Here is a 14,442-nt window from a genome sequence, read left to right as displayed (position 1 = left end):
AAACCTATAGATTTTTCATAAAATCTATAGGCTTTTTTTGATATTTTTTACTATATATAACTAACAATATTATTCTGTTTCTTTTTATAATATGTCAGATATAAACAAATTTACCGGATGTACGCCACTCATTTTTTATCTATGTTATACATCCGATCTACAGCCTTCAAACGGTCACCTTGCAGATGCTCAGATTCCCGATCTCTACTTCTTGTCATCGTCAAATACATCCTTAAGGATCTCATCTACATGCTTGTAATAATCATCATCTGTCGGCGGTTCAGCTTCATTCCGTACAGACTCCGGAAGCCTCTCATCATCCTTTGATGCCTCTATTATATCTGATGGCTCTACATCGGAGATTTCACCTGACCGACTTCTGCGTCTCCGCTTGCCGGATGCCGCACCTTCCAGGCGATTCTGAAGCTGTGTTCTTCCGCATAAGAATCCGAACAAGATCCAGCATGCAAATGTAAGAATCAGTCCAAGCTTCAAGCCCGGTGGGAAATACCTGAACTCGACCACATGCTCTCCGGTCGCAAGCTTCAAGGCTATGAAAGCATTTCCTACCGTATCGATCTCATACTTCTTGCCATCTACATAAGCTGTCCAGCCCTTATCATATGGGATGGATGTAAACAGCAGTCCCGGATAGTCGATCGCCATATATCCTTTCACATAACCATCTTCCATTTTACCAACCAGCATCTGCTGAGCACTTAATATATCATATGCCTGTAAGAAGGAATCCCAGTTAAAGGAAGATACGACCAGTCTGGCACTTCCGCTGTTCGCCTGTGAACTCTGGAAACAATACTCAACCGTTACGGTCTGTCCCTGAACCAGATGTCCGACATGGTAAGTCTGGTTCTGAAGTCTCTCATAATTCTGTTCCTCTCCGTCTACATAGATCCTTACCTTATTGATACCGGAGCTGTTTGCCAGAATATAGATATCTGCGGACTCGTCCGTCACATCAAAGCTCAGCTGGAAATCGCACTTACTGTTGTCCGTTCTTGTATAGGAATAATACTCGCTGGTATCACTATCATGTGACAGCTCGCAGTTATCACTGTACATCGTTACTTCCGGATATAACTGTGAGAATACACCCGGCACACCGGTTGACAGCTTCACGAACTGATTTAAGGTATCGAACATGTTACCGATCGTACCATCATAATCTAACAGGTCATTATTTACCATGTAGCCAAGACTTAACGCATATGGATTTTCATATATGTTCACTCCGTCTACATCTGTTACATAGTTGACATCAAAATAATTATATTCGCCCTCTCTCTGTAACAAATAACGCACACCCAGTAATGAATTGGATAAGGTGTTACCGCCGTCGAACAGGAATTCATTTGCGCCTGTGTAATATCCAAGGTCATGCATCATATCGACCAGATCAGCGGACACTGTCGATCCGAACAGACAGACGCTCTTAAGATTATAATAAGTAGGCTCATCTACGATCTTTGTATTCATCAGCTCTACCCTATATGCCTTATCCTTACAGTCCAGTGTATCGATCGCCTGATTCATAGATGATTCCATGCCAAAATACTGGCTGATATCGACATATCCGTTGCTGTCATATCCCTTAATTCCATTTGTGACCGTCTCTACCAGACAGACTATGGTCAGTACATATATGACAAGCTTCCGCCAGACTCCCTTTGTCAGGGTAAATGCCAGTATTAACAATGCATATACCGTCAGGAATATCTCAGTCCAGATCAGGGTCTGACGCTCAATCGTACACTTCTTATAGGATAAGATCAGGAAACCATATCCAAACGCTACAGCCAGAAGTACCGCAAAGGTATCTTTCTTATCCAGAAGCAGAAGCACCTCACAGCACATGGCAAGCATCAGGAAAATGAACAGGAATGAGAATCGGTTCGGAATTCCGTACTGATCATGAAAGCCATGCCAGATATAATTCAACAGCTTATTATTAAAGCTTGCAAAGATCACTACCAGAATGATCACATTCTTTATCTTATCCCACAGCTTAATGTTCCGGTTAAACAGATAGACAAATACCAGAACAAAACAGATCGTTCCGCAATAAATGTTCAGGCCGCCGTCAAACTGCTGGTTCTTGATCGGCTTCGTCAGATAAAACAGCTGTTTGATCTGATCCCATATACTTCCATACCATTCCCATTTCGGAAATACTCTGGTCGCCGACGCTGTTGTATTCAATCCCAGATATGCAGGGATTAACAGAAATGCCGACATACCCGCTGCCAGCAGAGAGCATCCGGCAAATCGGAAGCCATCGGTAAAGAATCTCTTCACACTCTTATGGTTCGTCAGCAGAAAGACCATAACGAGGAAGATACAGATCATAAAACTCATATAATAGTTACACATCAGCGCATAGAACAAAGACAGAACATAGAGCTTATAATCCCCACTCTCTGTCATACGCTCAAAGCCTGCCATGATGAGCGGAAGGATCATGATACAGTCCATCCACATCAGATTCCATGAATATCCGATCACATAATTACTGATCGCATATGCCGTTGAGAAGATCAGGATTGCAGCATCATATGTCTTATAATTCCTGCATTTCTCACGCATATAATATGCAAATGACATACCGGAAAGTACGATCTTGATTCCGATGAACAAACTCATTGCTATATAGATATGTTCTCTTTTGAATAATACAACAAGGAAATTGATCGGACATGCAATATAATATGCGATGATCGCCAACATATTACTTCCAAGTCCGATATCCCATGTATAGAACAGACTGCCTTCATTCTTTAACTTGTCATAATAATCTGAGAAAAACGGAAGATACTGATGAAGACTGTCTACCATCGTCAGACTGTTTCCTCCAAACGGTCCGATCTTTTCCGCGATCCATACCCCTAAAAGGAAGCACGCAGGGATCACTCCCGCAAGCAGGATAAGATAATTTCTTCTCATAAATATCCGGATTGACATTTTTTCTTTCTTAAAGACAAAGCACTTACCGAATATATAATTGATCATGACTACAAAGAACTGAACAATGATCTTCGATATAAATTCATTGCAACGAAACGAATCACATAACAGATTCATGCCGACAACTTCAACCAGCATCGCGAGAAGCCTTGTTCCGACAAAGGAGATAAATTCCCGTATCAGCGTTCCTGCATCTTTTTTACTGCTCTCTGTGAACACAAAAAACTTATTTGCAAAGAATGCGAATAAAATCGCCAGTGATATAGCTATGATATTCGCTACGCTTCTTGACAAATCGGTAAACAGACGCAGCAGATAAAAAGATACAATATTTACAACCGTAGTTGCCCCGCCTGCTATTACATATCTGACAATTTCTTTTTCTAATAACTTCTTTATTTTGTCCATAATGAAAACTCTCTTATACCAGCTACAGCCGAACAGTTATTCCGATCGGCTGTGCTATTTATGTGTGTGTTATTTTGTGTGTTTATTTCGTGTTGCCAAGTCCTGACATCAGATAGATCATCGGAGAATTCCAATAGATCGTCACCTCATTACAGGAGAATGACTGCGCATTGTCTGCATATCTGCTCTCCGGTGCTTTGCCCAGAAGAACAGCCTTTGCATATGGATCTTCCAGATTACTGTCTGCGCCACCTACTAACATACCCGGCATTGCTACCTCTAATACCTGAGATGGTCTGTGGTGCGGATGAAGCGGAGTTCTTGTACCATAGCCTGTTACATAACAGTAGCCGACTGCATTTCTTCCAAGCAGATAGTCTCTTTGGTATGAAGCATATTTTACATAATCTGCATTTGGCTTAAGCTTATTTGCCATCAGAAGTAACATTCCTTTATTTGCAATGTTCATATTGCTTCCCCATGCAAATGTCTTGGTTGGTGATACCCATACACCGAAACCGTTGTCTTTAATCTGATCTACGGTCTTATCTACTTCATTGAAGAACAATTCGTTTGCCTTGGCAGAACCGCCGTCATATTTGATGTAGTCATACAGAGCGTAATATCCGACATCTGCCCATCCAAGTCCATAGTTTACGATATCACTACCCTCAATGATCGCATCGGCAGCCTTCTTATAGGAAGCATCTCCAGTTGCTGCATATAATTCTACCGCTGCCCAGATCGTCTCATCACGGAAGATCGTATCCGGATATTCACCTGTTACGATATCGTCCGGATTTGAGAATCCGTAAGCATCCATATTACCGCTCAGGTATTCATATGCCTTCTTTGATGCATCCAGACATTTTGCTGCAAAATCCGCATCGTAATCTTTATAAAGAACTGAAGCCTTTGCCATAACAGCCGCAAAATCTCCGGTCGCTGTATTTGAGATCGGACATGCGATCAGCTGTGCGGTTTCTTCTTCCGGCATAACTGTCTCAGGGAATACATCACAGGTTACCTTGTGATATACACCACCATTTGCATCCTGCATCTTGAGCAACCAATCCAGCTCAAATCTTGCTTCATCTAAGACATCCGGCACACCGTTTCCGCTCTCCGGAATACCGATGTCATCTGCCTTATATCCATTGTCTTCATATGTTAAGAACAGATCCTGTACTGTCTTTGCACCTGATACAACATAGCGTCCATAATCACCGGCATCATGCCAGCCGCCTGTTACATCGATCTTCTTATCTGTTCCGTATACAACCGCTTCACCTGTATGGCAGGCAGGATGTGCAAATTCACCTGCAATGCTGCTATCAAGCTCCACACCGCAACGCTGATTATAAAGCATCAGCACGACATCCTTATACAGATCTCCGTAAATGTCGTCACCGATCTTGAATTCCACTGATTCTTCTCCATCATCTGTCTTGATCTTATAGGTTCCTGCATCCTTTACGGATGAGAAATCCGCCTGCTTACAGAACATCTCTGATGGTGGATCGTAGGTAGCTTCTTCCGGCAGATCTGCTGAATATACAGATTTTCCTGATGCCACATCAATTACTTCAAATGATTTCGCATTTTTTCCGATCACGGTAGCGACCTTGGAGTCACCGGTCATGTAGCCCACCTGGTTCACATTGATAGCCATAGGATCAGGTGTTGCTTCTACCTGCTGTGCACCGGAAGCGTCAACTGCCTCTAATAAAATATTATCAAAATAAATATTATGCTCTGCTTCATCTCCGGTCATACCTTCCTGTTTTCCCATGTTGAAGCAAAGTCTTGGTGCAGGATCGGAATCCTCCTCCATCTTAAACTGTGCTGTGATATGCTGTGTCTCCGGTCCGATCGTGATCACATCACTGGTGTATGCATGATAATCTCCACCATTGATCTGTAATCTCCATTCAATCGTACGTTCCAGATCAGAACGGACATCGAAGGAATATTCATAGACACAACCCTGATACAGACGGAATCCATCATAATAGATCTGGTTCGCATAGTCTACGCTTCCCGTCTTCTTAATATTGATACGAAGTTCTCCATCTTCATTGGTCATTTCTTCATTTCCACCATTTGTATAAGTATGGAAACCATCGGTATCTTTATCATCAAAGTTGATATTGATCACCTTATCGCCGTCTGACACCCCGAGCTCCTCCTCTGTTGTTGCTTCTTCGGTCGTAGCTTCGGTTGTCTCTTCTTCGGTTGATACCTCTGTTGTCACTTCTGTCTCAGAAGTCGAACCATCGGTATCCTTCTTTGCTCCGCCACAGCCTGCAAGCAACGACATCGTCATCGCTGCTGTCAGGCACATAACTGCAACCTTCTTCATTTTTCTCATGTCTTATTGTCCCTCCATGTTTTCTATATTGCTATGTACCTTCCTTCTCAACTGTACATATAACTCTATCTCATGAATCATGTTCATTCAACACTTCATTACTGATCTGAATACTGCAAAACGTCCTGATACTTCATATGGCCTCCAAAAATATCAAGTGCACTGCCTATCGTAAAATCAATTCGACTCTTCCCCAACACACGGAGCTTATCCAGATCATCAAATGATGCAATACCACCTGCATAAGTTACAGGTATTCTGCCCCAATCTCCAAGAAGCTTTGCGATATGCATCTCTATACCGGATGCCTTACCTTCCACATCTACAGCATGGATCAGATATTCATCACAATAATCGGAAAGCATGTCCAATGTATCTGTTGTTATCTTCACATTTGTAAACTTCTGCCAGCGATCTGTCACAATGTAGTATCCGTCCTCGCGTTTTCTACAGCTTAAATCCAACACCAAATGTTCCTTTCCGACTGCCCGTCTGATCGCAGTCAGATTATCGTAGTTGATCTCACCATTCTTAAAGACATAGGATGTGACGATCACATGGGATGCTCCCATATCAAGAAACCGTCCGGCATTCTCGGCATTGATTCCGCCGCCGATCTGCAGCCCTCCCGGATATTCCGTAAGCGCCAGCTCTGCCTGATGGCAGTCCGCTTCGTAGTACCCGCTCCCCGCAGGATTCAATAAAATGATATGTCCACCATGTAGCCCGGCAGCCTTATACATCCTTGCAAATGCAGCCCCGTCATACTCAGATACAAAATTCTCCTTCGCAGTATTGCCTTCATCCTGAAGGCTGCTGCCAACGATCTGTTTTACTTTTCCATTATGTATATCGATACACGGACGAAATCTCATCTCTCACCCCGGCTGATACGCCTTTTCCATTTCTGTATATTTCTCCTGCCGATTCTTTTAAATATCCGCAGATATCATTTATTCTATCACAGAACCGACTATAAGCCAAGTCCTCTCATCGGCCTTCTCCTATGCATATCACACCGACGTAGATCTGTTCCGCTCCGGCCTCCTGCAAGGCTTCTGTACATGCCTGCACCGTTGCCCCTGTCGTATAGATATCATCTATTAATAACACTGTCTTCCATTCCGCCGGAAGCATCTTAACTTCTAATGCCTGTTTAATATTATTAGCGCGTTCAAGCGGAGATAATTCCTTCTGCGGTGCTGTCTCTGATACCCGGAGCAAATGCGTCTTATCTACCGGAAGATGAAGCTGTCGTCCTACCACCTCGGCCAAAAGCTCAGCCTGATTATAGCCACGTTTCTTTCTTCTGCGCTTATGTATCGGCACCGGAAGAATAATCTGTATCCGGTCTGCAACCCCTGCTTTTCTGAGACGTTCTGCCAGAAGGTTGCCATAATAATCCACATATTCCCGTTTATTATGATATTTAATAGCAAGCACACTGGATGCAACCGGCTCCTCATAACGAAAGACCGGATATGCCCGCTCGAAGCTTCTGGTGTGTCGCCTGCAGTCTTCACAATATTCCTGTTCAGCTTCCGAAAGCTCCTTCCCGCATTTCATACAGACCGGTCCGGTCACATATGGCAGCGTCTTATGCCGGTTACAGATGCCCTGTTCGCCATATGCCATAACTGCATCACAGATCGGACATCTCCTTGGAAATACAAGATCCATAAGCGTCCGGTTCCACATATTCTGTTCCCGCATATTTTATCCCCCTTTATCACTCTGAATTTATGCCAGTTCTGCCAGTCGTTCAGCAAATGTTGTATACCTCTTCTGTTCGTCGATATTATCGATCATTGTCTTAACCAGACCGATATTGCCTACGATCACAACACCCTTTCTGGCTCTCGTAACTGCCGTATAGAGCAGATTCCGGTTCAACAACTTTGCCGGTCCTGTAAGAAGTGGAATCACTACGACCGGATATTCACTTCCCTGTGATTTATGTATCGTGATGGCATAAGCATGTTCCAGTTCATCAAGCTGGGAATAAAGGTAATCTACCAGTCTTCCGTCGTCGTATTCAACAACAATCTTCTGATCGAATTCATCGATTTCTTTTATAAAACCAACATCTCCGTTAAATACACCTACGCCTTCTTCCTTCACAAAACGGTCCTTTGCATCCATGATCTTCCACTCCAGCTTATAGTTATTTTTGATCTGCATGACCTTGTCACCCTTACGGAATACAATATCATTTTTCTCTTTCTCCGGTATGCTTCTGCTCGAAGGATTCAAGATCTCCTGCAATCGTTTATTCAGATTCTCGACACCCAGCTCATACTTACGCATCGGAGTAAGCACCTGGATATTCATCGGGTCAACCTGAAAGAAGCCCGGCAAACTGTCTAAGATCAAATGCTTCAATTCCGCAATGATATCCTGTGATCCCTGTCTTGGAATATAGAAGAAATCCCTGCTCTTATTATTAATCTCGAGCTGCTTTCCCGCATTGATCAAATGGGCATTCGTAATAATGTCACTATTCTCACCCTGTCGGAATATCTTGTCCAACACCGTTACAGAGAATACCCCCGAACGAATGATATCCTTTAATACATTGCCCGGTCCGACCGATGGAAGCTGATTGGAATCTCCTACCAGTACCAGCCTGGTTCCCGGCATGATTGCTTGCAACAGGCTGTAGAACAGACTGCTGTCTACCATTGACATCTCATCTATTATGATCACATCCGCTTCTAACGGATTATTTGAATTTCTTACAAATGTATAAGCAGAGCGGTTGCCTTCTTCATCAATCCCGCCACCGGACAGCTCCAACAGGCGATGGATCGTCTGTGCCGTATATCCGGTTGCCTCGGTGATTCTCTTTGCCGCGCGTCCGGTCGGTGCCGCAAGCAGTAGTTCCAAATTCAGCTTCTCAAACATCTTGATCATGGCATTGATCGTTGTTGTTTTACCGGTACCCGGTCCACCTGTGATCACTGCCACACCATTGTTGACCGCATTCTTGATCGCAAGTTTTTGTTTTTCTTCCAGTGTGATCTTCTCTGCTTCCTCGATTTGCGCAAGCATCTTATCCAACGGTCGATCCTCTGATGTGAAATCAAGATCGATATCTGACAGTATCCTCGCCGAATTCAGTTCAATATAATAATTTGCCGCCGCATAGACAGCAGTAACATCTCCGGCAAGCTCCTTTACGATCGCCTTACCCGTCATCTGAAGTTCTATAATCTGGCTTCCGATCTCATCTTCCAGTTCTTCATTATATGGTACATTGTCAGCAACCAAGAGCGAATAGGTCTTTGCCACCAGCATCTGCTTCGGAAGATACATATGTCCGAGCTGGCTCGCATTTAACAATGTATATAACAGTGCCGCGCGGATACGAAAATCCGAGTCACTGCTGATCCCCATTCGCTCCGCGATCTCATCTGCCGTCTTAAATCCGACACCGTTTATGTCCTCTGCAATCTTATACGGATTTGACCGGATGATCTTATACATCTCCTGTCCATATTCATTGAAGATCTTTACCGCCAGATTGATTGATATTCCATATCCGGTCAGGAAAATAATCGCATCCTGCATCTCTTTCTTTTCATTATAAGAAACAGCGATATCTCTTGCTTTTCGTTCCGAGATACCTTTAACTTCCGCCAGTCGTTCCGGTTCTTCTTCAATTATGCGCAGAGAATCCATCTTGAATTTTTTAACGATACGTTTTGCCAGTGCCTCACCGACACCCTTTATGATACCGGAACCCAGATATCGTTCTATACTTATCATATCATCCGGCATTTTTATTTCATAAGAATTAAATTTGAATTGGAGATCATACTGGGGATGATTGACATATTCCCCTTCCGCAGATATATAGATTCCCTCACTGACACCGTGAAGGGTTCCGACAAAAATGTCTTCGCCGTCTTCACCCTCTACAGTGAAAACGGCGTAGCCATTGTCGTCATTTTTATAGATAACTTTTTCAACATAACCTTCTTTTATCACAACAAGTCTCCTGCGTTACTCTTTCTTACTGTTGAGTAATTCGATATATTTTCCTGTTCCGATAGCAACTGCACGAAGCGGATCTTCGGCAGTCATGGTTGTAATTCCTGTCTTTTCTTCCAGAAGCTCCTCCAGTCCATGAAGCAAAGCTCCTCCACCGGTTAATACAATACCTCTGTCAGCAATATCTGCTGCCAGTTCAGGCGGAGTACGTTCCAGAACGGAATGAACAGCCTCGCATACCTGTGATGCAGGTTCTCGGAGTGCTTCTTCTGTCTCATCTGAGGTTACGGTAACTGTCTTCGGAAGTCCGGTTACAAGATTTCTTCCGCGGATATCCAGTGTGATATTCTCAGGTCTTCTAAAACATGTACCGATCTTGATCTTGATCTCCTCTGCAGTTCTCTCACCGATCAGAAGATTGTGTTTTTTTCTCATAAAACGTACGATTGCTTCATCAAAATCATCTCCGGCAACCTTGATGGATGCACTTACAACCGGACCGCCCAGAGATATAACAGCGATATCCGAAGTTCCGCCACCGATATCAACGATCATGTTGCCACATGGTCTGTAGATATCAATTCCTGCTCCGATTGCTGCTGCCACCGGTTCTTCTATGATAGACACGTCTCTTGCACCTGCTGCGTAAGTTGCGTCCTCTACTGCTTTCTTCTCAACCTCTGTTACCTGTGAAGGCACACATACGCTGATACGAGGTCGTCTTCCAAAGTAACTTCTGCCTACTGCTTTCTGAACAAAATACTTTAACATCTTTTCTGTTATTGTATAGTCCGATATAACGCCCTGACGAAGCGGGCGGATTGCTACGATATTTCCCGGTGTTCTTCCAAGCATAAGTCTGGCTTCTTCACCGATCGCTACTATTTTATTTGTATCTCTGTCATAGGCAACTACGGACGGCTCTTTTAATACAACGCCCTTGCCTTTTACATATACCAATATACTGGCGGTACCTAAATCTATACCGATATCTGAACTTGCCATGATTGGTCCCCTTTCTGGTTACTGTTAATCCTGTACATCCCTTAATATTACAAGAGATGCCTTTCTTCCGTCAAGCCATTTCATGCTGACTTCGGATAAATCCATGATCTTGTCGAACTGTCTTATATAGCTTCTCCAGCTTACCTCTTTCCGTTCAGTAAGGAACGGCTTCTGTACGGTCGCCACACCCTTAAATGTATCATTCAGATCACGGATCAACGTCTTACTGTCTTTTCCTGTAAAATCATATCCAAGCATATCATTTAACGGCTGATTGGAGAACAATACCTCCCCCGTCTCTTCATCACGGATAAAGATGCCGATCTTGATATGATTATAAGTATCTACCAGAAGCTTATTTACCATTCGGATATTACCATCACCTTCTATTCTGGCAAGGATACCCTGAATGACATTCCGAATGTCCTTCGAGAATTCAATATCATCCTCTGACCATATCTTATCCGTATGGTTATTCGCCATAACGATACATCCGCTGATAATATTATTGATCTCTATACTGAGTGCAACAAAGCTTGTTACACCGATCTGTTCCATATTACTCTGAAAATTCTTAAAGTCATGGTTCTTATCCGCTACAATGCAGTCATATGTTCTTTCCTTACTGTGTGCAAAGAATTTCTTACCCTTCTGCCATTCTTCCACATATTCTTCCGCAGACATGCTTTTTTCCCTTGACCAGATATGGCTGCACATATACTCCTGATCTTCGTTCAGTGAGTATATCGCCATAACATCGATGCCCAGATAATCACCGGTTCTTTCCAAAATATTGCTGATTGTCTTATTATCATCGCTGTCCATGGAACTGAGTGCTTCTGTCAGGATCTTCTGTCTCTGGATCTTTTCCTCTAACAACATTTCAACAGATTTGCTCCGTTCTGCTTCTTTAGACAGAACCTTGTCATTATATGCATATTCTGAGAAGATATTGCACATATTCCACTGGATCTTATATACCTTCTTCATCTTTGCAACATCTGCTGTATCATATCCGCACAGAATCCAGGTTGCGATATGTTTCTCTCCGATCTTAACCGGTGCACCGCAGATAATACTTCCATCTATACCATCATCCATCTCCATAATGACCGGAACATTGTTCTGGAGGATCACCTCATTTAACTTCACAATGATGCTCTTATACTGAGGTTTCTCAAAAAGATCATAAAAGCTTCCCATATGCAGAGACGGTCCTGCCGGTTCTACAAGCTGATCACCCGCCGGAGATACAACCGTTGAATACAGCCCGCTTAAGCCTGCAAATGCTTTTACAATACTGTTCCATTTGTCTTTATCGATACTCTCGCTCGTATATTCATTCTCATCTACAGTCGTGTTCATAATGTAAGAAAGCTTGTCTTCATACTCTTTCTTAGCTTCCTCTACACTGTTCTGCAACTTCTTGTTCTCTGTAATATCTGTTATAAAGAACTCGATCGTATAAGAAGAATCCTCTGCCTGTGTGATACTGTTCTGGGAACGAACCCATCTGACATTTCCATAATCATCTACGATACGATACTCGTCCTCATAATCAGATCCACCACTCTTTAACACATTCTTCGCATTCTGAATAACTCTTGCGCGATCCTGCGGATGAACATAGTCTTCTGTCAATTTATTTCCAGCCATAAGTGCATCTACATTCATTCCAAGCAATCTGGCATTCGGTGTAATGTATTTCAATGTGCTGTGTCCTCTGCTAATGGATTTTACCATCACAAGACTCTTGATCTTGTTCATAACAGATAATATATATTCACCTTTTTCCCCATCATAGGAATGCTTTTTTTCTTTTACAAATAGTAGTTCAATGCCATCGGCACCTCCGTCCGGCGACTTTACGATATGACAGTTCAGCATCATAGTAGTGATCGCACTTTCTGCCGATACAAAACGTACCTTCATCTCAAAATCCGTATGCCCGGTATTCTCCGCCTTATAGAGATTCCCGATCAGGATATCATAGTCATTCTTAACTATAATATCGCGAATGCCTACAGCTCCACTGTAAAAGTCACCTTCTTTATATCCGAATTCCGTTATATTCTTTGTTACATAACGAGTCTGCCATCTGCTGTCCGGCTTGTAGAGATACAGTGCCAGAATGCCTGCATGGTTAATAATACGTTCCAGACTCATACTTCCGATTGCTACATCGGAACGCAGTTCAAACAGCACCATATATGCTTTTTTTCCGTTATATTCAAACTGATTGACAAATCCGCTTACAACCAGTCTTTTTTTCTTATTTATATTCAGCAGAAGTCGATGCCAGATGATCGTTTTTTTCTCATTTAAAATCGGCCAAAACTCATCACTGGACATAAACTTATCCGGTGCCATCGTAATCGAATCGATCTGATTACCGACCAGTTTTACCGCTGCATTGTTGATACTTAAAACTTCTCCATCCTCGCAGAATACAACTGCGGGATATTCAATATGGCTCAGAAAATCTGAATAATTACTGATTTTGCCTATCTCCAAATGTATCCCTCTTTTCTCTTATGCAACCCCATAGACACATAAAACTTTTCCATGTCAGCCATAGAAAAGTTTCATGTATTTTAAATATCGCTGTTAAAATTATTCCTCTGTCTTGCTGTCTTCACTGCCGGCAGCTGTTTCTTCTTTCTCATCGTCTGATGATACCATCGATGTTGCTTCACTCTTTAGACCTGTAAACGCCTTATCCGCAATATCCTTTGTTACACAACATGCGTCTACGACACCATCTAAGGCTGCAAGCAACTCACCCATATACTTGCTGACTGCATCGCACTCTTTCTTTACATTCTTTCTGAGTACATATGCTTCGCCGGTTGCTTTATTCGTGATAGCTTCAGCTTCCTTCTGTGCATTTTCTTTCTGAGTTCTGCACTCATAATCTGTCTTTGCACTTAATGCTTCGGCAGCTTCATGTGCTTTATTTCTTGTACGTTCACTGTCGCTGTAAGCCTGTTCCTTCAGACTTGCACAGGTTGCTTCTGTCTCATCATACATCTGCTTGCACTTTTCATTTGTCTCTGTTTCAAGTGCATTGCAACGATCTGTTGTCTCTTTCTCCATTGCTTCGCATTTTGCAGTCATCTCTGCATGCTGAGCTTCACACTCTTTATTTGTCTGGGCGATCAATGCATCCGCACTCTCTCTTGCCTCTAAGAGTGTTCTTGAAATAGACTCATATCTTCCTGCTGATTCGAATTCTTTCTGCTTATAAGCATTTACCTGCTCTTTCAGGGATTCGATCTCGCTTTCATATTCGGAATTCTTAGTCTTAAGTCCTTCGATCGTCTTATTCGACTCTGTCAGGTTTACTTCTCTCATAGTCTTAAGGCTTAATACAGCTTCGCTGAGCTTATTTACATTTGCTTTTAACTCATTAACTTCCTTCTCATGGTCAGCCTTTAACTCCTCAATATAATAATCAACCGAATTCTTATCATATCCACCAAATGTTACAGTCTTAAATGTAGACTCTGCCTTTACTTCTGTTTCATCAAAATTATCTTTGTTCTCTTTTGCCACGATAATCCCTCCAAAATAATCTATTATTTAAGCTGCGCCCGATGTCTTAACAGGATCTGTTACCGGCATCCCTTTCTATGTGTGTGTGATACTCATGCTTTCCGGCGCAAATGCTCATTTTCTGTAAACAC

8 protein-coding genes are annotated in these 14,442 nt (G+C 42.7%); all 8 read right to left on the bottom strand.

Annotated features, from left to right (window positions below; genetic code table 11):
- Window positions 1-204: 204 nt before the first annotated feature.
- Entirely contained in the window at window positions 205-3,387 is a 3,183-nt protein-coding gene (locus GT641_RS05890; protein ID WP_161117044.1) for a GtrA family protein, read from the bottom strand.
- 82 nt (window positions 3,388-3,469) lie between these two features.
- Window positions 3,470-5,758 (bottom strand): glycoside hydrolase family 9 protein, encoded by a 2,289-nt coding sequence (locus GT641_RS05885; protein WP_161117043.1) that lies wholly within the window; start codon window positions 5,756-5,758, stop codon window positions 3,470-3,472.
- A 98-nt stretch (window positions 5,759-5,856) separates the two neighbouring features.
- Entirely contained in the window at window positions 5,857-6,633 is a 777-nt protein-coding gene (hisA, locus tag GT641_RS05880; protein WP_161117042.1) for a phosphoribosylformimino-5-aminoimidazole carboxamide ribotide isomerase, read from the bottom strand.
- Between the two features lie 115 nt (window positions 6,634-6,748).
- Window positions 6,749-7,471, bottom strand: a complete 723-nt coding sequence (locus GT641_RS05875) for a ComF family protein (protein ID WP_161117041.1) — start codon at window positions 7,469-7,471, stop codon at window positions 6,749-6,751.
- 27 nt (window positions 7,472-7,498) lie between these two features.
- Window positions 7,499-9,748, bottom strand: a complete 2,250-nt coding sequence (locus tag GT641_RS05870; protein ID WP_161117040.1) for an ATP-dependent RecD-like DNA helicase — start codon at window positions 9,746-9,748, stop codon at window positions 7,499-7,501.
- A 15-nt stretch (window positions 9,749-9,763) separates the two neighbouring features.
- Window positions 9,764-10,756, bottom strand: coding sequence for a rod shape-determining protein MreB (mreB, locus tag GT641_RS05865; protein WP_008400448.1), 993 nt, complete (start codon window positions 10,754-10,756; stop codon window positions 9,764-9,766).
- 24 nt (window positions 10,757-10,780) lie between these two features.
- A complete protein-coding gene (locus GT641_RS05860) occupies window positions 10,781-13,270 on the bottom strand; it encodes a PAS domain-containing protein (protein ID WP_161117039.1) in 2,490 nt (829 codons plus the stop codon).
- Between the two features lie 99 nt (window positions 13,271-13,369).
- Window positions 13,370-14,311, bottom strand: coding sequence for a hypothetical protein (locus GT641_RS05855; RefSeq protein WP_008400452.1), 942 nt, complete (start codon window positions 14,309-14,311; stop codon window positions 13,370-13,372).
- Window positions 14,312-14,442 lie beyond the last annotated feature (131 nt).

The sequence above is a fragment of the Clostridium sp. BIOML-A1 genome (genome assembly GCF_009874105.1).
In the GTDB taxonomy this organism is placed as follows: domain Bacteria; phylum Bacillota; class Clostridia; order Lachnospirales; family Lachnospiraceae; genus Coprococcus.
Note: the sequence above shows the minus strand (reverse complement) of the source record. Positions and strands in the feature narration are given on the sequence as shown.

Excerpts from the sequence above, each read along its gene's own strand:
- GT641_RS05890 (WP_161117044.1), bottom strand. The coding sequence starts at position 3,387 with ATGGACAAAATAAAGAAGTTATTAGAAAAAGAAATTGTCAGATATGTA.
- GT641_RS05885 (WP_161117043.1), bottom strand. The coding sequence starts at position 5,758 with ATGAGAAAAATGAAGAAGGTTGCAGTTATGTGCCTGACAGCAGCGATG.
- hisA (WP_161117042.1), bottom strand. The coding sequence starts at position 6,633 with ATGAGATTTCGTCCGTGTATCGATATACATAATGGAAAAGTAAAACAG.
- GT641_RS05875 (WP_161117041.1), bottom strand. The coding sequence starts at position 7,471 with ATGCGGGAACAGAATATGTGGAACCGGACGCTTATGGATCTTGTATTT.
- mreB (WP_008400448.1), bottom strand. The coding sequence starts at position 10,756 with ATGGCAAGTTCAGATATCGGTATAGATTTAGGTACCGCCAGTATATTG.